The sequence below is a fragment of the Lysobacterales bacterium genome (assembly GCA_019634735.1).
GTDB lineage: Bacteria > Pseudomonadota > Gammaproteobacteria > Xanthomonadales > UBA2363 > Pseudofulvimonas.
This window is the reverse complement of record JAHCAT010000002.1, coordinates 127,440-150,480: the sequence shown is the minus strand read 5'-3', so window position 1 is coordinate 150,480 and position 23,041 is coordinate 127,440. Positions and strand designations below refer to the sequence as shown.

Here is a 23,041-nt window from a genome sequence, read left to right as displayed (position 1 = left end):
CGGTCCGGCCCCCGCCGGACCGGCTTGCGTCAAGTCGAAGGCCCCGCCCAGGCGGGGCCTTCGCATTTGAGGGGCGCCGGACTGGCGCGGCCTCCACCGGGCGCCGCGCACGGGATACCGGCAGTACCGCCGGATCGGTCCGTGGCCATCGAGCCATCCAGTCCAGCGAGCGGTCGCACTGCCTCACTCGATGTTCTGGACCTGCTCGCGCATCTGCTCGATCAGCACCTTCAGTTCGACCGCAGCCTGGGTGCTGCGGGAATCGACGGACTTGCTGCCCAGGGTGTTGGCCTCGCGATTGAACTCCTGCATCAGGAAGTCCAGGCGACGGCCCACCGCCTCGCCCAGGGTCAGGGTCCGCCTGGCCTCCTGGACGTGGCCCGCCAGCCGGTCGAGTTCCTCGTCGACATCGAGCTTCTGGAGGTGGATCACGACTTCCTGTTCCAGGCGGCCGGGGTCGAGCGGCAACCGCAGGTCGGCCAGGCGCGCCTCCATCCGGGCGCGCAACGCGCTGCGGATGTCCGGCAGCAGTCGCCTCACCGTGGCGGTCTCTCGCTCGATTCCGTCCAGGCGCTCGACCAGCAATGCGGCCAGGCGTTCGCCCTCCCGCGCGCGTGCCGCGACCAGGCCGTCCAGGGCCTGCTCCAGTCCGGCCAGCGCCGCGGCCTGCAGGGCGGCCGAATCGACTTCCGGCTCGACCAGCAGTCCCGGCCAGGCCAGCACGTCGGTCAGCGAGACGCGCTGCAGGTTCGCCGGCAGGTGCTCGCCCAGGCGGCGCATCGCCTGTCCCAGTGCCGAGACCAGCGTCTCGTTGATCTGCAGCAGGCCGCCGTCGCCACGTTCACGACGAAGACGCAGGCTGGCCTCGACCTTGCCGCGGGCGATGCGTGCGGCGATCCGCTCGCGCACCGGCCCGTCCAGCTGGCGCAGCTCCTCGGGGAGGCGCAGTCCGGTCTCGAGAAAGCGGTGGTTGACCGAGCGCAGCTCCCAGGACAGGGTGCCCCAGGGCGTGGCGGTGTCGGCCTCGGCATAGCCGGTCATGCTGCGGATCATGGTGGGTGCCCGGTGGTCGGAGAGGCCGCCATGGTAGTCCCGCAACCGGCCGCGTCGGCGCCGGATGCACCGACCCGCTCGTGGCGATACGGGTAGACTTCGGCTCCCCGCCTATCCAGATCCGACCATGAGCAGCCCGATCCGTCCCAGCGGTCGTACCCCGGACCAGTTGCGCCCGGTCAGCCTGGAGCGCGGCTATACCCGGCACGCGGAGGGCTCGGTGCTGGTCGCCTTCGGCGATACCCGGGTGCTGTGCACCGCCTCGGTCGAGGACCGCGTGCCACCGTTCCTGCGCGGCAAGGGCGAGGGCTGGGTCACCGCCGAGTACGGCATGCTGCCCCGCGCCACCCACGAGCGCAGCCAGCGCGAGGCGGCACGTGGCGGCCAGGGCGGCCGTACCCTGGAAATCCAGCGCCTGATCGGACGCAGCCTGCGCGCCTGCATCGACCGCCGTGCCCTGGGCGAGCGCACCGTCACGCTGGACTGCGACGTCCTGCAGGCCGACGGCGGCACCCGCACCGCGGCCATCACCGGCGCCTGGGTGGCGCTGGCCGATGCCATGGACCGCCTGGTGTCCCGGGGGGCGCTTGCGCGCAGCCCGCTGTTCGGCCAGGTCGCCGCTGTCTCGGTGGGCATCTGGAACGGCATGCCGGTGCTCGACCTCGATTACGCCGAGGACTCCGCCTGCGAGACCGACATGAATGTGGTGATGAACGACGGCCTGGGCTTCATCGAGCTGCAGGGCACCGCCGAGGGCCACGCGTTCCGCCAGGACGAACTCGACGCGCTGCTGGCGCTGGCCCGCAAGGGCATCACCGAACTGGTCGGCAACCAGCGCCAGGCGCTCGGTCGCGACTGACGCCCGTGGCCCGCGTCGTCGTCGCCACCGGCAACCCGGGCAAGCTGGCCGAGCTCGAGGACCTGCTGGACGGCCTGGGCCTGCACCTGGTGGCCCAGGGCGCGCTCGGCATCGGCGACGCCGACGAGACCGGAACGAGCTACGTCGAGAACGCCCTGATCAAGGCCCGGCACGCGGCACGCGCCAGCGGCCTGCCGGCCCTGGCCGACGACTCCGGCCTTGCGGTCGCGGCCCTGGATGGCGCGCCTGGCCTGCACACCGCCCGCTACGCCGGCCCGGGGGCCAGCGCCACCGACAACATCGGCAAGCTGCTGGCGGCCCTGGACGGGGTGCCGGACGGGCAGCGCGGCGCCTGCTTCCACGCCTGCCTGGTGCTGATTCGCGCAGCCGACGATCCGCTGCCGATCATTGCCCAGGGCCACTGGAACGGCCGCATCCTGCAGGCGCCCCGCGGGAGCGGCGGGTTCGGCTACGACCCGGTGTTCCTGGACGAGGAATCCGGACTGGCCGCTGCGGAGCTGGACGAGCGCACCAAGAACCGGATCAGCCACCGCGGCCGCGCCGTCGCCGCCCTGCGCGAGGCCCTGGCGCAGGGCTGGCCCTGACGCGCCATGCAGGCGATGCCGACCCGCGCCGCGCAGGCGCCGGAGGACCTGGCGCTTTACGTGCACCTGCCCTGGTGCGTGCGCAAGTGCCCCTACTGCGACTTCAATTCGCACCAGAGCCCGCAAGAGCTGCCGGTCGCCGCCTATGTGCGCGCCCTGGCCGCCGACCTCGACCACGACCTGGCCCGCTGGCCAGGGCTGGCACTCCGCCCGGTGACCAGCGTGTTCTTCGGTGGTGGCACCCCCAGTCTGTTCCCGCCTTCGGCGATCGCCGACATCCTCGCCCATGCCAGCCACCGGCTCGACCTGGCCGCCGACGCCGAGATCACCCTGGAGGCCAATCCCGGCACCAGCGAGCACGGCCGCTTCGAGGGCTACCGCCAGGCTGGCGTCAACCGGATCAGCCTGGGCGTGCAGAGCTTCGACGATGCCCAGCTTCAGCGGCTCGGGCGCATTCACGGTGCGGCCGAGGCAAGGACGGCGGCGGAATCCGTGGCGGCGGTCTTCGAGCGCTTCAATCTCGACCTGATGTACGCGCTGCCCGGCCAGGACCTTGCGGGTGCCCTGGCGGATCTCGAGCAGGCACTGGCGCTGGCACCGGGCCACCTGTCCCACTACCAGCTGACCCTCGAGCCGAACACCGCGTTCGCCGCCCGGCCGCCCTCGGGGCTGCCCGACGATGACCTGGCCGCCGCCATGATGGACGCCTGCCTGGCGCGGCTGGCCGACGCGGGCTACCGGCACTACGAAACCTCGGCCCATGCGCTACCCGGCCAGTCATGCCGACACAACCTCAACTACTGGGGATACGGGGACTTCCTGGGCATCGGCGCGGGCGCGCACGGCAAGCTGACCCTGGAGGGCCAGGTCCGGCGCCGCTGGAAGCTGCGCCATCCCCGCGCCTACATGGCGGCTGCCGGCGGTCCCGACGCCGTGGGCGGCGACGACGCCCTGGCGGCAGCCGACCTGCCCTTCGATTTCCTGCTCAATGCGCTGCGCCTGGCCGACGGCGTCCCGGCCGCGCTGTTCGAGACACGCACCGGGCTGCCCCTGGCCGCCATCGAGCCGACCCTGGCCACGGCCCGGGCGCGCGGCCTGCTCGCCCCGGATCCTGATCGACTGGTTGCGACCGAGCTCGGCCAGCGCTTCCAGAACGACCTGCTGACGCTGTTCCTGCCCGAGGCACGGCGATGACCAGCGTCTTCGTCCGCCTGCACTGTCCCTATTGTGGGGAGTGCTTCGACAGTGCGGCCGACCCGGGCGGCGGCGAGATCCAGCAGTACATCGAGGATTGCGCCGTGTGCTGCCGGCCGATCAGCGTACGGCTCCGCCTGGACGACGACGGCGGCGTGGGCGTCGCGACCCGCCGCGAGGACGAGGCCTGAGCCCGCTGGCGGATGGCGGGCACACGGGCGGGCGATTGCGGCCCCTGGCAGCCCCCGCGCGGGCAGCCGCTGCGCGGCGATCGGTTCGGCCAGCTGCCGGATCGCTGCGGGTGCCGCGGCCGGGCATGACTTCCGCAACTTGCCTGCACCGCCCCCCGGGTCTACAGTGCCGCCGCACCCGCGGATCCTGGCCACCAGCCAGCCTGGCCGACGGGATCGCTGCCGGCCGGCATGCCGGGCGCCAGGCGCGCCCGATGCCCGCCGTGCGTCCTTTCGAGCCCTGGAGACCGCCATGATCCGCCCCGCCACGCCCTATCGCTTCGCCCTTGCCGGCGCCCTTGCCCTGATGCTGGCCGCCTGCGGCAAGGACGAGCCGGCCGCCGCCGCGCCTTCGGGCAGCGGCCCGGAAGCCACCATCGTGCATTCCGCCCGCCTCCTGCGCGAGGGCGATCTCGGCAAGGTGGTCGAGGCCTCCGTGCCGCCGGCACAGCTTGAGCAGGCCCGCCAGTCGTGGCTGGAGCAGATCCGCAAGGACGATCCCAGCGACGAGGATCGCGCCCAGTTCGCCGAGACCATGTCGCGCCTGACCGCCCCCGATGCCGAGGCCCAGCTGATGGCCGAGATCCGCCCGCAGCTCGAGCAGTTCCAGGGCGACATGCGCGCGCAGCTGCCGGCCATGGTCGCCATGGGCAAGGGCTTTTTGATCGCCGCGATCAACGAGAGCGAGGAGATCAAGCCCGAGCAGCGGCCGCAGGTGGTCGCCCTGGTCAATGCCGTGGGCAGCTGGGTCGAGACCGGCGAGTTCGCCAGCGTGGATCGCGCGGAGAAGGCCGTGCGCGAGGTGACCGCAGCCGCCCGCCGCATGAACGTCACCACCCTCGACCACGTCCAGGCCAAGGATTTCGACGGCGTCATGCAGCTGGCCTCGATCGGCTTCGATGGCTTCAAGAAGGCGCTCAATGCCTACGACATCGACCTCGATGCCAGCTTCGAATCGGTGCGCGCCGAGGTGCTGGAGCGCAACGGCAACGAGGCCAAGGTCCGCGTGCACTTCCAGTTCCTGGGCACGCCGCTGACCTTCGACACCACCATGGTCGAGATCGACGGCCGCTGGTACGGCAAGGATGCCATCGAGAACCTCGACAGCATCAGCGACGGCGCCTGAGCGCCACGGCGCACCGGCCGCCATGGCCGGGCAGGATCCGGCCGCCGGCGCGGCCGGCGGCCGGACCACGCCGCTGTGGGCGCGGCTGGCCTTCGCGCTGCAGAAGCCCTGGGTGCGCCTGCGCCTCGAGCAGCCCGAGCCGGGCGAAGGCTTCGATCCCGCCCGGCCCTGGTGCTACGTCCTCGAGCGCGAGGGCCTGAGCTACGCCCTGGTCCTGGAGCAGGCCTGCCGCGAGGCCGGCCTGCCCGGTCCGTTCCAGGCAGCCCACCCCGGCCTGCCCCGGCGTCGACCCAGGCTGGTGCTCACCCGCCGCAGGGCCTTGCCGTTCGGACGCCGCGACCGGGCGGTCGCCGACACCCGCGGGCTGGAGGCGCTGGTCGCGCGCGCGGCGGCCGATCCGGAGTTCGACTGCCAGCTGGTGCCGGTTTCGGTGTTCGTCGGGCGGGCGCCGGACCGCAACCAGGGCTGGTTCCGGGTGTTGTTTTCCGAGCACTGGGCGATCACCGGCTGGTTCCAGCGCGCGCTCGCGCTGATCTTCAACGGCCGCAACACCTGGGTGCGGATCGCGCGCCCGGTCTCCCTGCGCGGCCTGCTCGAGGGCGAGATCCCGCCGGGACACGCCACCCGCAAGCTGGCACGGGTCCTGCGCACCCATTTCCGGCGCGTGCGCACGGCGATGATCGGCGCCGACCTGTCGCACCGACGCATGCTGATCGAACGCCTGGTCGCGGCGCCGGCGGTACGCGAGGCGATCGCCGCCCAGGCGGCACGCGACGGCAGCAGCCTGGCCGCCGCCGAGAAGCAGGCGCGCAAGTACGCCTGGGAGATCGCCGCCGACTACTCGCACCCGTTCGTGCGCTCGATGTCGTTCCTGCTGACCGGCTTCTGGAACCGCATCTACGATGGCGTGCGCGCCCACCACCTGGATACCGCCAAGCGCGCCGCCGACAGCGCCACCGTGATCTACGTGCCCTGTCACCGCAGTCACATCGACTACCTGATCCTGTCCTATCTGCTCTATCGCAACGGCCTGGTGCCCCCGCACATCGCCGCCGGCGTCAACCTCAACATGCCGCTGGTCGGGCCGTTCCTGCGCCGAGGCGGCGCCTTCTTCCTGCGCCGCAGCTTCAAGGGCAACGCCCTGTACCCGGTGGTGTTCGCCGAGTACGTCGACGCGCTGTACGCCAACGGCACGGCGATCGAGTACTTCATCGAGGGCGGTCGCAGCCGCACCGGCCGCCTGCTGGCGCCCAAGGCCGGCATGCTGGCGATGACCGTGCGCAGCTTCCTGCGCACGCCGCAGCAGCCGGCCCGGTTCCTGCCGGTCTACATCGGCTACGAGAAGCTGATCGAGGGCCGCTCCTACCTCGGCGAGCTGGCCGGCAAGGGCAAGCGCAAGGAGTCGGTGTTCGGGCTGCTGGGTTCACTGCGCATCCTGCGCCGCAAGTACGGCCAGGCCGCGGTCAGCTTCGGCGAGCCGATCGACCTGCACGCGCACATGGACGCCCACGCCCCGCAGTGGCGCGCCGAGCGCGACAATCCCCGGGCCGAGTGGCTGAACCCGGCGGTCGACGCCCTGGCGCAGCGCATCCAGGTCGAGGTGAACCGCGCCGCCGAGGTCAATGCCATCAACCTGGTCGCGCTCGCCATTCTGTCGGCGCCCAAGCATGCCCTCGGCGAGGCCGACCTGAAAGCGCAGATCGCCCTTCTGCAGACCCTGTTCACCGCCCTGCCCTACAGCGGCCGTGTCGTGGTCTGCGCCGATCCGCCGGAGAAGATCGTCGCCTGGGCCGAGAAGCTGGGCTGGCTGCGCCGCGCCAGCCACCCGCTGGGCGATGTGCTGAGCGCCGAGGGCGACCAGGGCGTGCTGCTGAGCTATTACCGGAACAACGTCCTGCACCTGGTGGTCTGCGCCGCCTGGATCGCCTGCTGCCTGCTCAACAACCGCGAGATCAGTCGGGCCAGTGTCGGCCGGATCGGCCGCATCGTCTATCCGTTCCTGAAGAACGAGTTGTTCCTGCACTGGGACGCCGACGGTTTCGTCGCCGAACTGGAACGCACCGCCGACGTGTTGATCGAGCAGCACGTGCTGACCGGCCGCGACGCCGGCCGCCGCCTGCGCCGGCCGACCGGCGGGACGCTGGGCCAGTACCAGCTCCGCCTGCTCGCGCACTGCCTGCTGCAGTCGATCGAGCGCTACTACATCGGCGCCGCGGTGCTGGTCCGCTCCGGCTCGGGGGTGCTGACCGCCGGCGAACTGGAGAACCTGTGCCACCTGACCGCCCAGCGACTCAGCCTGCTTCAGGAGATGTCGGCACCGGAGTTCTTCGACAAGGCGCTGTTCCGCGGCTTCATCCAGCAGATGCGGGAACTGGGCGTGATCGGCACCGACGGCAACGGCAAGCTGACCTTCGACCAGGTGTTGGCCGACAGCCTCGATGACGCCCGCCGCATCCTGTCCCGCGAGATCCGCCACGGCATCCTGAAGCTGACGCCGGAAGCCCGCGCCGCGGTCGCCGACGCCACCCCGGACTGACCGCGCAGCGGCCGGGAGTCGCTGCCCGGACCGCGGTCCTGCCGCCAGCCAAGGAGGGTGCCGGCGCGACTCAGGCGTCGAGGTCGGGAATCAAACGGTTCTCCAGCCAGGCGATCTCGTCCTTGAGTCGCAGCTTGCGCTTCTTCATGCGCACCAGCGACACCTGGTCGATCGCCTGGTCGGCTGCCAGGCGGGCGATCAAGAGGTCGAGGTCTCGGTGCTCGGTGCGCAGCTCGACCAGGCGGCGCACCAGGGTGGCGGGGTCCTTGCTTTCCATGGCATCCGGCGGCTGGCGCCCCGCACCACCAGGCACGGGGCGGCGTGCCGCAAGCATACGACAGCCATCCGGTATCGGCCGGTGGCTGCCGACCGACCGTCGATGAGAACGATGCCGGGATGGCGGGTCGGCCGCTCGGCCCCAGACCGCCGGAGGAAGGGGGAGACGCCCGAGCGGGCCGGACGATGCCGGATACGCTGCTAAGCTCGACCCGCACCATGGCGTCGCCCATCTTCCCGACCTGGCACCTGTACCTGCCCAAGCTGGTGACGGTGCTGCGCGAAGGCTATGGCGCGCGGCAGTTCCGCGCCGACCTGGTGGCCGGCCTGACCGTCGCCATCGTCGCCCTGCCGCTGGCCATGGCGCTGGCGATCGCCAGCGGCACCAGTCCCGAGAAGGGCCTGCACACGGCGATCATCGCCGGCTTCCTGGTCTCCGCCCTGGGCGGCTCGCGGGTGCAGATCGGCGGGCCCACCGCCGCCTTCATCCCGGTGGTGTTCAACGTCATCGAACGGTTCGGCTATGGCGGGCTGGTGCTGTGCACCCTGCTGGCCGGACTGATCCTGATCGCCGCCGGACTGCTGCGGGTTGGCGCCCTGATGCGCTACATGCCGCAGCCGGTGGTGACCGGTTTCACCGCCGGCATCGCCGTCACCATCTTCCTGAGTCAGGTCAAGGACGCATTGGGCCTGCCGATCGAGCGACTGCCCGGCGAGTTTCTGGCGCGCCTGCATGCCTATGGCCAGCACCTTCCCGGCATCGATCCGGTCACGCTGGCGATGACCGCCGGCTGCCTGGCCCTGATCGTCGGCCTGCGCCGCTGGCGGCCGGCCTGGCCGGGTTTCCTGCTGGCCGTGGTGGCCGGCTCGGTGGTGACCGCCCTCGCCACCCTGCCGGTGGCGACCATCGGCTCGGTGCACGGCGCGATCCCTTCGGCCCTGCCGAGCTTCTCGATCCCCGAGATCCCGTTCGCGCGCACCGCCGAGCTGCTGCCCAGCGCCCTGACCATCGCCTTCCTGGCCGGCGTCGAGTCGCTGCTGTCGGCGGTGGTCGCCGACGGCATGACCGGCGGACGCCACCGCAGCAACTGCGAGCTGGTCGCCCAGGGCATCGCCAACGTCGGCTCGGCGCTGTTCGCGGCGCTGCCGGCGACCGGCGCGATCGCCCGCACCGCCACCAATGTCCGCGCCGGCGGCCGCACACCGGTGGCCGGCATGCTGCATGCCGGCTTCCTGCTGCTGTTCATGCTGGTGCTGGCGCCGCTGATGGCCTGGGTGCCGCTGCCGGCGCTGGCTGCGGTGCTGCTGGTGGTGGCCTGGAACATGAGCGAGATCGAGCGTTTCCGCCACCTGATGCGCGCGCCGGTCGGCGACCGCGTGGTGCTGCTGGTCACCTTCGGCCTGACCGTCGCTTTCGACCTCACCGTGGCGATCCAGGTCGGGGTGGTGCTGGCCGCCTTCCAGTTCATGCATCGCATGGGCGAGGTGGTTGCGCTGGAGACCGACGTCGAACTCATCGACGAAGACCGCGACGACCTGGCCGGGGGCGCCCAGCCCGACCAGCCCGACCAGCGCGACCTGCTGCCGCCGGGCGTCGCGGCGTTCCGGATCAGCGGGCCGCTGTTCTTTGCGGTCGCCAACCGCCTGGATACCGTGCTCGACCAGTACCCGGACCGCCCGGCCCTGTTCATCCTGCGCCTGCGCCTGGTGCCCCTGATCGATGCCTCCGGCGCCCAGGCGCTGACGGATTTCCTGGACCGTTGCCGGCGCATCGGCATCGGCGTGATCCTGTCCGGCCTGCAGGCGCAGCCGGCTGGCGTGCTGATCGCCATGGGCCTGAACCGGCACCCGGCCCTGGTCGGCGAGGCGGCGGGGTTTCCCGAAGCGGTGGCGTTGGCCCGGTCGCACCTGGGCAGCATGGGGCCGACGACGGTCTGATTCGCCCCTCCGCGAGGTACGCCGCCGGCGCCGGACGGCTTCCGCCGCGCAGGCGCGCCGCTCCGCTTCCGTACAATCGCCTCCTGTCCCGCCGCCCTTCCGCAGCCATGGCCCTGCCCGACCCGCGCCGCCAGCAGCACGAGCACGACAAGCTCGCCAAGCGCCTGCGCCGCCAGGTCGGCCAGGCGATCGCCCGCTTCGGCATGATCGAGGACGGTGATCGGGTCATGGTCTGCCTGTCCGGCGGCAAGGACAGCTACACCCTGCTCGACGTCCTGCTGCGCCTGCGCGACAAGGCGCCGGTCGAATTCGAGCTGCACGCCGTGCACCTGGACCAGAAGCAGCCCGGCTACGACCCGGAGGTGCTGCCCGGCTGGCTGCGCGCCCGCGGCGTGCCGTTCACCCTCCTCGAGCAGGACACCTACAGCGTGGTGACCCGTGTGGTGCCCGAAGGCCGCACGATGTGCGGGCTGTGCTCGCGGCTGCGTCGCGGCGCCCTCTACGCCCATGCCGAGCGCGAGGGCTACACCAAGATCGCCCTGGGCCATCATCGCGACGACCTGATCGAGACCCTGTTCCTGAACCTGTTCTTCCAGGGCCGGCTGGCCTCGATGCCGCCCAAGCTGCTCAGCGACGACGGCCGCCACGTGGTGATCCGGCCGCTGGCGCTGTGCGCCGAAGCCGACATCGCCCGCTACGCACAGGACCGCGCGTTCCCGATCCTGCCCTGCAACCTGTGCGGCTCGCAGGAGCAGTTGCAGCGGCAGGCGGTCAAGACCCTGCTGCAGGACTGGCAGCGCCGCTTCCCCGGCCGCATCGAGACCATCGCCCGCGCCCTGGGCACCGTGCAGCCACGCCTGCTCGCCGACCCCGACCTGTTCGACTTCGCGGCGCTGGGCCGGCGGAGTGAGGCAACCCTGCCGGATCTGGCGGACTGGCTGGCCGGCGAGAGCGCCACCTGAGAGACCCGTGGGCCTCCGAGGCTGGTGCACCGGCAGTCTGAAACGCGACTTCAATGGCCTGCAAGGCGCGCGGTTCGGGCCTTGACCGGGAATTTTCCGGGCTAGGCCCGGCTGGCCTTGAGCGCAAGCCACTGATCCATGCCGGCTTGGCGCCGGTGATCGAAGCGGTCATGGGTCGACCCCGTCGGCCTGCGTTACCCTTCCCGCCCCGCCCGCCGACCCCGGACCCGACGACCGCATGTTCCGTAACCTGACGCTGTTCCAGCTTCCCGCCGCCGCCGTGCCGACCCATGCCGAGCTGGTCGAGGCCCTGGACGGCCACCGGCTGCGGCCACCCGGACCGCTGGAGCTGGCCAGCCAGGGCTTCGTGTCGCCCTATGGCCGCAACCAGGACGTGCTCGGCCACGGCCTGGGCCAGCACAGCCTGGTGGCGTTCGGCGCCGAGGCGCGCCTGCTGCCGGCCCAGGTGGTCAACGACACCCTGGCCGAGAAGCTCGACCGCCTGGAGGCCGAGCGCGGCCGCCGGCCGGGCGGCAAGGAGCGGCAGCGGATCAAGGACGAAGTGCTGACCGAGCTGATGCCGCGCGCCTTCATCAAGCCCTCGCGCACCCTGGCCTGGCTGGACCATGGCCGCGGCTGGCTGGTCATCGACAGCGCCAGCCGCAAGGCCGCCGAGTCCGTGGTGCACGGCCTGCGCGAGGCGCTGGGCAGCTTCCCGGCGACGCCGGTGGCGGCGCAGGCCTCGGCGCGGCTGATCCTGACCGGCTGGCTGACCGGCGACGGCCTGCCCGACGACATCGTGCTGGGCGACGAGTGCGAACTGCGCGATCCCGGCGACGACGGCGCCATCGTCCGCTGCCGGCGCCAGGACCTGGCCGCCGAGGAGGTCCGCGAGCACGTCAATGCCGGCAAGCAGGTGGTGCAGCTGGCGATCGCCTACGACGGCCGCCTGCAGTGCGTGCTGGCCGAGGACCTGACCGTGCGCAAGCTGCGCTTCGAGGATGTGGTCACCGAGCAGCTCGGCGACGTCGCCGGCGAGGACGCGATCGCCGAGCTGGACGCCCGCTTCGCGCTGATGACCGGCGAGCTGACCCGCCTGTTCGAGCGCATGGAGGCGCTGTTCGACCTGGGATGAACGGTTCGCCGCGCGAGCGCTGGCTGGCGCTGTCCGGACCGGACGGCACCGTGCAGGTGCGCGTCGTCGACGTCGCCCGCGCCCGCCACCTGCGCCTGAGCCTGGCCAGCGACGGCCCGCGTCTGTCCAAGCCCGCCTGGGTGCCCCTGCACGAGGCGCAGCGCTTCCTGGCCGAACGCGCATCCTGGCTGCACGAGCGGCTGCGCGAGCAGGCCGCGCGCGACAGCGGCCTGCCGCGCCTTGCCTGGTGCGAGGGCGAACGCTTCGAACTGCCCCTGCGTGGCGCGCCGGTCGCCGTCGAACTGGTCGCAGGCGCGCGGCCGCTGCTCGTCGACGCCGGCGACAAAGGCCTGCGCCTGGCCCTGCCGGACCGCCCGCCGGAGCAGCGGCAGCGGCTGGCGGCCGGCTGCCTGCGCGGCTACCTGGAGCAGGCCGCGCGCCAGGATGTCGGCCGCCTGCTGGCGCTGTGGACGCCACGCCTGGGCCGGGCACCGACCCGGGTGCGCGTGCGGCCGCTGCGCTCGCTGTGGGGCTCGCTGTCGGCACGCGGCCACCTGTCGCTGGACCTGGCGCTGGCGCTGGCGCCGCCGGCCCAGTTCGAATACGTGCTGGTCCACGAGCTGTGCCACCTGTTCGAGCACAACCATGGGCCGCGCTTCTGGGCCCGGGTGGAGGCGGCCCTGCCCGACTATCTGGAACGCCAGGCCGCGCTGCGCAGCGACGGCGCGCGCCTGAAGTCGTTGCTGGCGGCCCTGCTGCAGGCATCGCCCCGCACGCAGCCCGGCGGCTGAGGGCGCCCGGCGCTCATGCGCCGGAGAGGAACGGCCGCAGCAGGTCGGCCACCGGCGCCGGCGTCTCCATGTGCAGGTGATGGTGACCGGGCAGGGTCTCGATGCGTGCGCCGGCCAGCGCCGCCATGCGCGCGGCGCGGTCTTCGGGCGTCAGGTAGGGCATCGGGGGATCGGCCAGCAGCACCAGGGTCGGGCAGGCGATCGCCGCCAGCAGGGTCCGCACCTGCATCTCGTCGACGCGGAACGGGCTGGCCAGAGTAAGTCGCGGGTCGCTGGACCAGGTCCAGCCGCCGTCGACCGCCGCCAGGCCGCGCTCGACCAGGGCGAGCGCGGCCGGCTCGGACAGGCCAGGATTGGCCTGGCGGCGCGCCACGACCGCCTGGCCGATGTCGGCGAACACGCGTGGCCGCCGGCCGGGCCGGTAGCGCGCCCGATCGTCCAGGCCGCGCCGCAACTGCGTCACCGCGTTGCCGGCGTGGCCACCCAGCGGCCCGCCGGATTCCAGCAGGACCAGCCGCCCTACCCGTTCCGGCCGTGCCGCGGCCAGCAGCGACAGCAGGGCGCCGCCCAGGGAATGGCCGAGCCAGTGCGACTGCTGCCAGCCGAGCTGGTCGAGCACCTCGACCAGCTCGTCCAGGTAGTCGACATAGTGGTACCAGGCGCCGGCCGGCCGGTGCGCCGAGCGCCCGTGGCCGGCCAGCTCGACCGCCACAATCTGGCAGTCCGGCAGCTGCGCGGCCAGGGCGTCGAAGCTGGCGGCATTGTCCAGCCAGCCGTGCACGGCCAGCACCCGGTGCGGCGCGCCGTCATGGTGCACGCGCGCGGCAAGCTGCAGGCCGCCGGACAGCCCGAAGCGGCGCTCCTGCACCGGCTCCGTCCGGCTCACGGCTGCCTGCGCCGCTCGAAGTCGGCCACGGCGGCGACCACGTTCTGCGCGCGGGCCTGCGCCTGCGCCGGCTGCCAGCCCGGCGCGAACTCCGGCCAGCCCTGGCCGTGGCGACGCACCAGGCCGGCCAGCACGGCGGCATGGCCGGCGCTGGCGTTCAGGGCCGGGACGTAGCTCAAGGCCTTGCCGCCCGCCGCCAGGAAGGCGTCGCGGTTCTCCACGGCAATCTCCTCCAGCGTCTCCAGGCAGTCCACGGCGAAGCCTGGGCAGACCACGTCCAGGTGGCGCACCCCGGCGCGCGCCAGGCCGGCCACGGTCTCGTCGGTATAGGGGCGCAGCCATTCCTCGCGGCCGACCCGCGACTGGAAGGAGAGCTGCCAGTCGCCATCGGCCAGGCCCAGGCGCTCGGCGATCCGCCGGGCGCCGCCCTGGCACTGGCAGTGGTAAGGGTCGCCGGCACGGAAGTAGCGTGCCGGGATGCCATGGAAGGAGAACAGCAGCCGCTCTCCGCGACCGTGCGCCTGCCAGTGCGCGCGGATCGATCCCGCGACCGCGTCCAGCCAGGCGTCCTCGCGCCAGTAGTCGTTGACCAGGCGCAGCTCGGGCGGCCAGCGCAGGCCACGCAGGTGGTCGGCCAGGGCGTCGAACACACTGGCCGTGGTGGTCGCCGAGTACTGCGGATACAGCGGCAGCACCAGCAGACGGCGAAGGCCGCGGTCGGCATCCAGGCGGGCCAGGACATCCGGAATCGAGGGATTGCCGTAGCGCATGGCCAGCGCGACCTCGACGCCGTCGGGGACCAGGGCCTGGACCGCGCCGGCCAGGTCCTGGCTGTGGCTGAGCAGGGGCGAGCCGCGCTCGCCCCAGACGCCGGCATAGGCATGTGCGGAACGGCGCGAGCGCACCGGCAGGATCACCCCGTGCAGCAGCGGCAGCCAGAACCAGCGCGGCAGTTCGATGACCCGCGGATCCGACAGGAACTGCGCCAGGTAGCGGCGCACCGCAGCCGGGGTCGGCGCGTCCGGGGTGCCGAGGTTGACCAGCAGGACGGCGGCCCGCTCCGGACGGGCATGGACCCGGGCGGGGTCGGGCGGGGCGGCTGGCGGCATCGGCGGGCACGGTCGCGGACGGGAGGCGACAAGCATAGGCCAAGGCGCCTGACGGTCGCGTCCACGCGACCGCGATCCCGGCGGTGCGGGGTGCCGGTCGCGGATGGCGGCGGTCAGAACTTGACCAGTCCGGCTTTCCTGCTAGGCTGGAGGCCATAACTAGCAAGCCCTGCGGTGCATTTGGTGATGGCCTCGAACCGGACAGTTGCCGGTTTCCTCGTCTGCGCGATCCTCGGATCCGGCGCGACGGGCGCGCTTGCCCAGCCGTTCGGCTTCATCGTCAATGCCGCCGACCCCACCAACGACGGCACCCACGACAACCTCTGGCGGGTCAATCTTGCGACCGGCAGCAGCGACCGGATCGGCCCGCTCAATCTGACCGCGCCCGGCTCCAGCGTGATCCAGTCCGATGTCGAGGGCCTGGCACTGGAGACCAGCACCTTCCTGTACGGCGTCAATGACGCCAGCAAGTCCCTGGTGACCATCTCCACCAGCCAGGGCACCGCCACCACGCTCGACCGGCCGATCGACAATCTGCGCCTGGGCACCAGCGGAGAGCTCGATCCCGGCCTCGCGTTCGACTGCCAGGGCCGGCTGCTGATGGTGTCGCCGACCCGTCGCAGCCTGTACCGGCTGGACAAGCTGACCGGCCAGGCCACGGTGATCGGCGCCGAGGGCCGCCTCGGGGTGCGCATCGCCGACATCGCGGTACGGGGCGAGGAGGCCTACGGCATCGGCATCGCCGGCGACGAGGGCCTGTACCGCATCGACCTCGCCAACGCCACAACCAGCCTGGTCGGTCGTTTCAGCGGCGACATCGTGCTGGCCAATGCCGGCATGGACTTCGACACCGCCGGCAACCTCTGGGCGGTTGGCCATATCGTCGATGGCCAGGGCCAGCCGCAGCCCAGCCGGATCCTGCGTATCGATCGCGACAGCGGCGCAGCGACCCCCGGCCCGACCACCCGGGTCGGCGTCAAGGGCCTGGCGATCACCCCGACCCGCTGCGACGTGTCCGGCACGCCGCCACCGACGTCGCCGGTCGGCGTGCCGACCGGTTCCTGGCCGGCCCTGCTGCTGCTGGTGCTCGCCGTGCTCGGTGCCGGCCTGCGCCGGCGCCCGGCCTGAATCCCCGCCTGCGATCGCCGATGCCTGGTGGCCCGGTCGCCAGGACGGGTGTCTTGCCGCTGCGCCGGAGCGTCGCCCACAGGCCGTCGGAGCGCATGCCGCTGGCTGCGACCAGGGCGGGTCGCCTGGCAGAACGGCCGCGCAAGCATTTGAATTGCCAGCCGGCCATCCGGGCCGGTCACCGGGCGGGCGAGACTTGAATCGACCGGGACGGTCGCGTTCCAACGGACCGTTAATCCGCCATTGACCGCCGCGCGGGCATAGTGCCCGGGTCCCCAGCCTGCCGAGGTCCGTCATGCCGCACCTGCGCCTGTTGTTCGCCGCCCTGCTGCCCCTGTTCATCCTCCCGATCTCGCTGGCACACGCCAATCCCGCGCTGGTCGCCAAGGCCGAGGATGCGGTGCGCGTGCTCGACGAGGTCATGCGGATGCCCGAGAGCGCCCTGCCCCAGGCGATGCTGCGCGATGCCCATGCGATCGCCGTGATCCCCGACGTGGTCAAGGCCGGTCTGGTGCTGGGCGGCCGCCATGGTCGCGGCATGCTCTCGGTGAAGAGCCCGGACGGCACCTGGAGCAATCCCAGCTTCATCCGCATCAGCGGCGGCAGCGTCGGCTGGCAGGCCGGCGTGCAGGCCACCGACGTGATCCTGGTGTTCCGCAGCCAGCGCGGCGTCGACACCATCGTCAACGGCAAGTTCACCATGGGCGCCGACGCCTCGGTCGCTGCCGGACCGGTCGGGCGCAGCGCCGCCGCCTCCACCGACGGCCAGCTGCGCGCCGAGATCTATTCCTATTCGCGCAGCCGGGGGCTGTTCGCCGGGGTCGCCCTCGACGGCAGCGTGATCAGCATCGACCACCGCTCCAACCAGCGCATCTTCGGGCGCAACGTCACGCCGCGCCGGATCTTCGAAGGGGGCGTCGCCAACGTGCCTGGCGCGATCGTGGACTTCCGCGACCGCCTGGAGGAGTACACCAACCGCTGAGCCGCCATCGCGGCGCCGTTGGCGCTGAGCTAACATGGGCGGCCCACCTGCAGGAGCATAGGCCATGGGTTTCACGAGCATCTGGCACTGGCTGATCGTGCTGCTGGTGGTGGTGCTGCTGTTCGGCACAAAGAAGCTGCGCAACCTGGGCGGCGACCTCGGCGAGGCAATCCGCGGCTTCCGCAAGGGCCTGTCCGGCGACGAGGAGAAGGCCAAGCTGGAGGCCGATCCGCCGCCCCCCGCTGCGACCCGCCCGGACGTCCAGGAGGCTGGCCGGGGCGAGCGCCGCGACTGATCCCTGGCGGCTGCCGCCATGTTCAACCTGAGCATGCCCGAGCTGGCCCTGATCGGCGTGGTCGCCCTGCTGGTGCTGGGCCCCGAGCGCCTGCCGGGGGCCGCGCGCACCGCCGGGGCGCTGCTGCGCCGGGCGCAACGCAGCTGGTCGGGCCTGAAGGCCGACATCGAACGCGAGCTGGCTGCCGACGAGCTCAAGCGGGAGCTCGAGCAGGGCCGCCAGGCGCTGCGCGACGACGAGGCCATGGCCAGCCTGGCCCGGCTGCGCGACGACCTGGCCGGGCGCAGCGCCGCGGGCGACAGCCCCAAACCGCCGGCGGCCCGCCCCGATGACAACCCCTGATCCCGAGGCCAGCCAGGACGCCGAACTGAGCTTCATCGAGCACCTGGCCGAACTGCGAAACCGCCTGCTGCGCGCGGTCGCCGCAGTGCTGCTGGTGTTCGTCGTGCTGGTTCCGTTCGCCCGGCAGATCTATGCGGCACTGGCGCAGCCGTTGCTCGGACGCCTTCCCGAAGGCAGCCAGCTGGTGGCGATCGAGGTCGCCGGGCCGTTCCTGACGCCGATCAAGATGGCGTTCTTCGTCGCCCTGCTGGCGACCATGCCCTACATCCTCTACCAGGCCTGGGCCTTCGTCGCACCAGCGCTGTACCGGCACGAGAAGCGGCTGGCGGTGCCGCTGCTGGTCTCCAGCACCCTGCTGTTCTACCTGGGCTGCGCGTTCGCCTTCTTCCTGGTGATGCCTGTGGTGTTCACCTTCATCGCCAGCATGACCCCGGACGGGGTGGCGATGATGACCGACATCGGCCGCTACCTGGACTTCGTGCTGATGCTGTTCCTGGCGTTCGGCCTCAGCTTCGAGGTGCCTGTCGCGACCATCATCATCGTCGCCACCGGCTGGATGGACGTCGAGCGGCTGCGCCGTGGCCGGCCCTACGTGATCGTCGGCGCGTTCGTGATCGGCGCCATCGTCACGCCGCCCGACGTCCTCTCGCAGGTGATGCTGGCGGTGCCGATGTGGCTGCTGTTCGAGCTGGGCCTGGTCGCCGCGGCCCGCCTGGTCGCCCGCCGCCCGGCCGACCAGCCCGGCGCCTGAGAACGCCCGCGGCAGGACGGCGTTCGCGGCAGGACGACACGGTCGCGCGGCCACCGCCCGACCCGCCCGGCGGGACGTGATTTCACTGCGCAACTTATGGTATAAGGCGCCATTGCGGGCATTCGGTCGCATTGGTCCGGTTGTCCGCAATGGCGACGCGTTGCACCTGTGGATTCCGGGGGTCGCGCCCCGACTCCACGCGCCCCCCGGCAAGGGTGTGCGCGCCGCCTGCGGCCCGGTCCCGACTGGGGCCGGACGGCTCTCGACCATTCCTACCATTCCAACGAGATCACCCGACCATGAGCACTGAACCCGCCGATGACACCCGCGACGCCAGCCTGCGCGTCGCCAAGCGTTACCGTGACTCCCTGAAGGCCGTCGCCGCGGTCATGGGCCGACCGCTGTACGACGTGACCAACGAGGCGATCGAGCTCTACCTCGAGACCCTCAAGCTCAACGACACCATCAAGCAGTGGCGCTCGCGCGCGCGTGCCAACGCCGCGGCGGTGACCCCGAAGAAGCGTCCCGCCGCCAAGCGCGCCGCGGGCTGAGCTGTTCTTGCGGCGGGGGCGCGGAACGCCCCCGCCGGATCTGCCCGAGCTGACAGGGGCCGCGCACGGTCGCTGCCCCGACTCGCGTGACGTGCGCGCTGCCGCCAGCGATCCTTACGCCCGCACTCGCCCGAATACCTGGTGGGGATGTGCTGCGGGGCCGTCGAGGTCGCGTCGTGGCGCGGGCAGCGGGCCGCCGGGCAGGGAAGAGGTAGTCGCCCCACCGCTTCGCTCCGGCCACGAGAACAGACCGCGCCCTGGCGCGAAACTCGCCGGCCGCGACAGCGGCCCCATGCACACCCGGACCGCCCCTCCCCGGACGGCCGGCAGCCCCTGAGCGCCCCGCGGCTATACTTGCGGGCTTTGCCGCCGAGCCCGGAGCGCGCGTGGACGCCCTATCCTTCCAGGACCTGATCCAGACCCTGAACCGCTACTGGGCGGCGCAGGGCTGCGTGCTGCTGCAGCCGCTCGACACCGAGGTCGGCGCCGGCACCTTCCACCCGGCCACCTTCCTGCGCGCGCTGGGACCCGAGCCCTGGAACGCCGCCTACGTGCAGCCCAGCCGCCGGCCCACCGACGGCCGCTACGGCGACAACCCGAACCGCCTGCAGCACTACTACCAGTACCAGGTGGTGATGAAGCCGAATCCGGACAACATCGTCGAGCTGTACTTCGAGTCCCTGAAGGCGCTCGGCGTCGATCCGCTGGTGCACGACCTGCGCCTGGTCGAGGACAACTGGGAGTCGCCGACCCTGGGCGCCTGGGGGCTGGGCTGGGAGGTCTGGCTGAACGGCATGGAGGTCACCCAGTTCACCTACTTCCAGCAGGCCGGCGGCCTGGAGTGCCGGCCGGTCACCGGCGAGATCACCTACGGCCTGGAGCGGCTGGCGATGTATCTGCAGGGCGTCGAGAACGTCTACGACCTGGTCTGGACGGTCGGCCCGCAGGGCCCGGTGACCTATGGCGACGTGTTCCACCAGAACGAGGTCGAGCAGAGCACCTACAACTTCGAGCACGCTGACGTGCCGTCGCTGCTGGCCTGGTTCGACACCTGCGAGGCGCAGGCCGCGCGCCTGGTCGAGCTGGGCCTGCCGCTGCCCGCCTACGAGCAGGTCTGCAAGGCCTCGCACACCTTCAACCTGCTCGACGCCCGGCGCGCGATCTCGGTGACCGAGCGGCAGCGGTACATCCTGCGGGTGCGCACCCTGGCGCGGGCGGTGGCCGAGTGCTACCACGCGCAGCGCGAGAAGCTCGGTTTCCCCGGCCTGAAGAACGGGCGAGCCGCCGCCTGATCCTGCACGACCCACCCCGCCGGCGCGCCGCGCGCCGGCACCGGCCGCGCCCGTCGCGGCCACCCAGGCACCAGGACACACCATGAGCCAGACACTGCCGTTGCTGATCGAACTGGGCTGCGAGGAGCTGCCGGTCAAGGCCCTGCCCGGGCTGGCCGCGGCGCTGGCCGACGGCGTGCACGCCGGCCTGGCCGCGCAGGGCATCGAGGTGCCGCGCGACGCGCTGCGCGCGCTGTACACACCGCGTCGCCTGGCGGTGCTGGCCGACACGGTGCCGGCCCTGCAGCCGACCCGGCAGACCGAGCTGCTCGGCCCCTACCTCAACATCGGCCTGGACGCCGACGGCCAGCCGACCCGCGCCCTGCTCGGCTTCGCACAGAAGGCCGGCGTCGACTGGACCGCCCTGGCGCGCAGCAGCGATGCCAAGGGCGAGCGCTTCGTGCTGCGCCAGGAGAACCCCGGGCGCGCCACCGCCGAACTGCTGCCCGAGGTGCTGGCCGCCGCGGTCAAGGGCCTGCCGATCCCCAAGCCGATGCGCTGGGGCGACCACGAGCACGCCTTCATCCGCCCGGTGCACTGGCTTGTGGTGCTGCTCGGCGGCGAGGTCGTAGACATGGAACTGCTGGGCGTGCGCAGCGGGCGGACCACCTACGGGCATCGCTTCCATCATCCCACTGCGATCTGTCTCGCTTCGCCGCGCGAATATGAGTCCGCGCTGCTCTCCGCTCGCGTAGTTGTCGACCCCAATACTCGAGAAGACAAAATCCGCTCGGCGGTATTTGAAGTTTCCCGCGAGCTTGGCGGCAGACCCCGCATAAACCTGACCACCCTAAGGGAGGTGGGTTGCCTAGTGGAATGGCCGGTGCCCATCGTTTGCCGCTTCGAATCCGAATTTCTGCGGGTGCCCCAGGAAGTCCTGGTACTCACCATGGAGACCAACCAGAAGTTCTTTCCCATCTTCGCCGACCAGCGCAAGCTCAGCGAGCATTTCGTCGGCATCGCGAACATCGAGTCCGCCGACCCGGCGCAGGTGCGCCAGGGCTACGAGCGCGTGATCCGCCCGCGCTTCGCCGATGCCGCCTTCTTCTTCGACGAGGACCGCAAGCAGGGCCTTTCGGCGATGAACGGTGAACTGTCCACGGTCACGTACCAGACCAAACTGGGCAGCGTGGCCGACAAAGCGGGCCGCGTCGCCGAGCTGGCCGCAGAGATCGCGCCTGCTGCCGGCGTCGATTCAAGATTGGCACGCCGCGCAGCACTGCTGTCCAAAGCGGACCTGCGCTCTCGCCTGGTCGGTGAATTCCCGGAACTTCAAGGCATTGCGGGACGCTACCTAGCTGTTGAGGATGCAGCTCTTGCAGACCTTACTGAAAGTGACCGTCAAGCATTGGCGGTGGCACTGGACGAGGTCTACATGCCACGCAATGCTGGAGACGGCATCGCTGGCTCCCCGCTGGGACGTGTGTTGGCAGTGGCCGAACGGCTGGACACGCTAGTCGGCGGCTTCCACGCTGGCCTTGAGCCTACCGGCAACAAGGATCCGTTTGCGCTGCGACGAAATGCTCTGGGGCTGGCACGCTCGCTTATCGAAGGCCGACTAGATCTTGACCTCCAAAAGACCTTTGAGCGTGCGATCGAGATCCTCGATGACTCCGTTTGGGAAATGGCTCAACGTGGGAGCACACCGCTTGGTCGGTCCCGGGTTTCTCCGACTCCCCGCGCGCTCAACCTGACAAGCTTCCTGGTCGAACGCCTGCGCGGCTACTACGAGCAGCGCGACGGCTACGACACCCTGGTGTTCGATGCCGTGGCCGCCCTGCCGACCGGCTCCCTGGTCGACTTCGACCAGCGCTACCGCGCCCTGCTGCCCTTCGTCGGCGACGAGGCCTTCGTGGCACTGGCCGCCGCCAACAAGCGCTGCGGCAACCTGCTGCGCAAGGCCCAGGAGTCCGGCGAGGCCGTGCCCGATGCGGTCGATCCGGCCCGTTTCGAGGTCGATGCCGAACGCGACCTGGCCGCGGCGCTGGCCGCCGCCGAGGACGACACCACGCCGCTGTTCCAGGCCCGCCGGTACGAGGCGGCGCTGACCCGCCTGGCCGCACTGCGGCCGGCGGTCGACGCCTTCTTCGACCAGGTGATGGTGATGGCCGAGGACCCGGCCGTGCGCGGCAACCGGCTGGCCCTGCTGGCGCGCCTGCACGGCCTGTTCGGACGGATCGCCGACATCGGCCGGCTGGCCGGCTGAGGGGCGCGAGCGCCCGGCTGTCCACCGGGCGGTAACGGGCGCGGTGCTAACGTGCCGGTTTCCCCCCAAGGAGACCGGCCATGCTCAGGATCGCCTTCATCGTCGGCAGCACCCGTCCCGGCCGCAAGGCCCTCGACGTCGCCCGCTGGGCGCACGGCCTGGCCGACAAGCGTGGCGATGCCAGCTACGAAGTCGTCGACATCGCCGACTTCGACCTGCCCCTGCTCGACGAGCCGGTGCCGCCCTCGCAGGGCAGGTACAGCAAGGACCACACCCGCGCCTGGTCGGCGGCGATCTCGCCGTTCGACGGCTACGTGTTCGTCACGCCCGAGTACAACCACGCCACCTCGGGCGCGCTGAAGAACGCCATCGACTTCCTCTACAAGGAATGGAACAACAAGGCGGCGGGCTTCATCGGCTACGGCAGCGCCGGCGGCAGCCGCGCCATCGAGAACCTGCGCGCGATCTGCTCGGAATTGCAGATCGCCCACGTGCGCAGCCAGGTGATGCTGTCGCTGTTCACCGACTTCGAGGAGTTCACCCGCTTCAAGCCGGCCGCCCACCACGAGAAGTCGGTGAACGCCCTGCTCGACCAGGTGCTGGCCTGGGCCGGCGCCCTCAAGACCCTGCGCTGAGCGCGCCGCTGCCGGGCGGCGCCTGGTTGCCGGCGCCGTTGCCGCAGCGCGCCCGGGCGCCAGCGACGTCAGGCGGCGGTCGCGGCTTTGCAACCCTCGCCCGCAGGCGGCGCCAGTGCC

General features: G+C 71.6%; 23 protein-coding genes. 19 read left to right on the top strand and 4 right to left on the bottom strand.

Features of this window, described 5'->3' with window-relative positions:
• Positions 1 to 183: 183 nt before the first annotated feature.
• Complete coding sequence (locus tag KF823_03350) at positions 184 to 1,053, bottom strand: YicC family protein (GenBank protein MBX3724934.1); 870 nt, start codon at positions 1,051 to 1,053, stop codon at positions 184 to 186.
• A 127-nt stretch (positions 1,054 to 1,180) separates the two neighbouring features.
• On the opposite strand from KF823_03350, the gene rph reads away from it, so the two are divergent.
• The 6 genes from rph (at position 1,181) to plsB (ending at position 7,603) form a co-directional block, all read left to right on the top strand.
• The gene (rph, locus tag KF823_03345) at positions 1,181 to 1,912 is read left to right on the top strand and encodes a ribonuclease PH (protein MBX3724933.1); all 732 of its coding nucleotides are present in this window, start codon (positions 1,181 to 1,183) and stop codon (positions 1,910 to 1,912) included.
• 5 nt (positions 1,913 to 1,917) lie between these two features.
• Complete coding sequence (gene rdgB / locus KF823_03340) at positions 1,918 to 2,517, top strand: RdgB/HAM1 family non-canonical purine NTP pyrophosphatase (GenBank protein MBX3724932.1); 600 nt, start codon at positions 1,918 to 1,920, stop codon at positions 2,515 to 2,517.
• Between the two features lie 15 nt (positions 2,518 to 2,532).
• Entirely contained in the window at positions 2,533 to 3,711 is a 1,179-nt protein-coding gene (locus KF823_03335; protein MBX3724931.1) for an oxygen-independent coproporphyrinogen III oxidase-like protein, read from the top strand.
• The gene (locus KF823_03330; GenBank protein MBX3724930.1) at positions 3,708 to 3,902 is read left to right on the top strand and encodes a CPXCG motif-containing cysteine-rich protein; all 195 of its coding nucleotides are present in this window, start codon (positions 3,708 to 3,710) and stop codon (positions 3,900 to 3,902) included. The genes KF823_03335 and KF823_03330 overlap by 4 nt, the downstream gene beginning before the upstream one ends.
• A 292-nt stretch (positions 3,903 to 4,194) precedes the next feature.
• Positions 4,195 to 5,067 (top strand): hypothetical protein, encoded by an 873-nt coding sequence (locus tag KF823_03325; protein MBX3724929.1) that lies wholly within the window; start codon positions 4,195 to 4,197, stop codon positions 5,065 to 5,067.
• 22 nt (positions 5,068 to 5,089) lie between these two features.
• On the top strand, positions 5,090 to 7,603 hold the full coding sequence (gene plsB / locus KF823_03320) for a glycerol-3-phosphate 1-O-acyltransferase PlsB (GenBank protein ID MBX3724928.1): 2,514 nt from the start codon (positions 5,090 to 5,092) through the stop codon (positions 7,601 to 7,603).
• Between the two features lie 70 nt (positions 7,604 to 7,673).
• Here plsB and KF823_03315 read toward each other — a convergent pair whose 3' ends face one another.
• Positions 7,674 to 7,880, bottom strand: coding sequence for a DUF465 domain-containing protein (locus KF823_03315; protein ID MBX3724927.1), 207 nt, complete (start codon positions 7,878 to 7,880; stop codon positions 7,674 to 7,676).
• 218 nt (positions 7,881 to 8,098) lie between these two features.
• On the opposite strand from KF823_03315, the gene KF823_03310 reads away from it, so the two are divergent.
• From KF823_03310 to KF823_03295, 4 genes are all read left to right on the top strand, one after another.
• Positions 8,099 to 9,817, top strand: a complete 1,719-nt coding sequence (locus KF823_03310) for an STAS domain-containing protein (protein MBX3724926.1) — start codon at positions 8,099 to 8,101, stop codon at positions 9,815 to 9,817.
• A gap of 107 nt (positions 9,818 to 9,924) precedes the next feature.
• On the top strand, positions 9,925 to 10,779 hold the full coding sequence (ttcA, locus tag KF823_03305) for a tRNA 2-thiocytidine(32) synthetase TtcA (GenBank protein ID MBX3724925.1): 855 nt from the start codon (positions 9,925 to 9,927) through the stop codon (positions 10,777 to 10,779).
• 238 nt (positions 10,780 to 11,017) lie between these two features.
• Complete coding sequence (locus KF823_03300; protein ID MBX3724924.1) at positions 11,018 to 11,914, top strand: recombination-associated protein RdgC; 897 nt, start codon at positions 11,018 to 11,020, stop codon at positions 11,912 to 11,914.
• Positions 11,911 to 12,705 (top strand): M48 family metallopeptidase, encoded by a 795-nt coding sequence (locus KF823_03295; protein MBX3724923.1) that lies wholly within the window; start codon positions 11,911 to 11,913, stop codon positions 12,703 to 12,705. Before KF823_03300 ends, KF823_03295 begins: the two co-directional genes overlap by 4 nt.
• 13 nt (positions 12,706 to 12,718) lie before the next feature.
• Here the strand turns inward: KF823_03295 and KF823_03290 are convergent, their stop codons facing one another.
• Both KF823_03290 and hemH read right to left on the bottom strand, forming a co-directional pair.
• Positions 12,719 to 13,552 carry an alpha/beta hydrolase gene (locus KF823_03290; GenBank protein ID MBX3724922.1) on the bottom strand — a complete coding sequence of 278 codons (834 nt, stop codon included), beginning with the start codon at positions 13,550 to 13,552 and terminating at the stop codon, positions 12,719 to 12,721.
• Positions 13,553 to 13,587: 35 nt separating this feature from the next.
• Entirely contained in the window at positions 13,588 to 14,700 is a 1,113-nt protein-coding gene (gene hemH, locus KF823_03285) for a ferrochelatase (GenBank protein ID MBX3724921.1), read from the bottom strand.
• Between the two features lie 186 nt (positions 14,701 to 14,886).
• On the opposite strand from hemH, the gene KF823_03280 reads away from it, so the two are divergent.
• The 9 genes from KF823_03280 to KF823_03240 all read left to right on the top strand — a co-directional run bounded on the left by KF823_03280 (position 14,887) and on the right by KF823_03240 (position 22,921).
• Positions 14,887 to 15,828, top strand: coding sequence for a hypothetical protein (locus tag KF823_03280; GenBank protein ID MBX3724920.1), 942 nt, complete (start codon positions 14,887 to 14,889; stop codon positions 15,826 to 15,828).
• 295 nt (positions 15,829 to 16,123) lie between these two features.
• Positions 16,124 to 16,810, top strand: a complete 687-nt coding sequence (locus KF823_03275; GenBank protein MBX3724919.1) for a lipid-binding SYLF domain-containing protein — start codon at positions 16,124 to 16,126, stop codon at positions 16,808 to 16,810.
• 64 nt (positions 16,811 to 16,874) lie between these two features.
• Complete coding sequence (gene tatA, locus KF823_03270) at positions 16,875 to 17,105, top strand: Sec-independent protein translocase subunit TatA (GenBank protein MBX3724918.1); 231 nt, start codon at positions 16,875 to 16,877, stop codon at positions 17,103 to 17,105.
• 18 nt (positions 17,106 to 17,123) lie between these two features.
• Positions 17,124 to 17,447 carry a Sec-independent protein translocase protein TatB gene (gene tatB, locus KF823_03265; GenBank protein ID MBX3724917.1) on the top strand — a complete coding sequence of 108 codons (324 nt, stop codon included), beginning with the start codon at positions 17,124 to 17,126 and terminating at the stop codon, positions 17,445 to 17,447.
• A complete protein-coding gene (tatC, locus tag KF823_03260) occupies positions 17,434 to 18,198 on the top strand; it encodes a twin-arginine translocase subunit TatC (protein ID MBX3724916.1) in 765 nt (254 codons plus the stop codon). The genes tatB and tatC overlap by 14 nt, the downstream gene beginning before the upstream one ends.
• Before the next feature lie 299 nt (positions 18,199 to 18,497).
• On the top strand, positions 18,498 to 18,749 hold the full coding sequence (locus KF823_03255; protein ID MBX3724915.1) for a hypothetical protein: 252 nt from the start codon (positions 18,498 to 18,500) through the stop codon (positions 18,747 to 18,749).
• A 386-nt stretch (positions 18,750 to 19,135) separates the two neighbouring features.
• Positions 19,136 to 20,041 carry a glycine--tRNA ligase subunit alpha gene (glyQ, locus tag KF823_03250; GenBank protein ID MBX3724914.1) on the top strand — a complete coding sequence of 302 codons (906 nt, stop codon included), beginning with the start codon at positions 19,136 to 19,138 and terminating at the stop codon, positions 20,039 to 20,041.
• Between the two features lie 82 nt (positions 20,042 to 20,123).
• Positions 20,124 to 22,286: a glycine--tRNA ligase subunit beta gene (gene glyS, locus KF823_03245; protein MBX3724913.1), complete on the top strand. Its 2,163-nt coding sequence runs from the start codon at positions 20,124 to 20,126 to the stop codon at positions 22,284 to 22,286.
• Positions 22,287 to 22,366: 80 nt separating this feature from the next.
• Positions 22,367 to 22,921 carry an NAD(P)H-dependent oxidoreductase gene (locus tag KF823_03240; protein MBX3724912.1) on the top strand — a complete coding sequence of 185 codons (555 nt, stop codon included), beginning with the start codon at positions 22,367 to 22,369 and terminating at the stop codon, positions 22,919 to 22,921.
• The last annotated feature ends 120 nt before the right edge of the window (positions 22,922 to 23,041 follow it).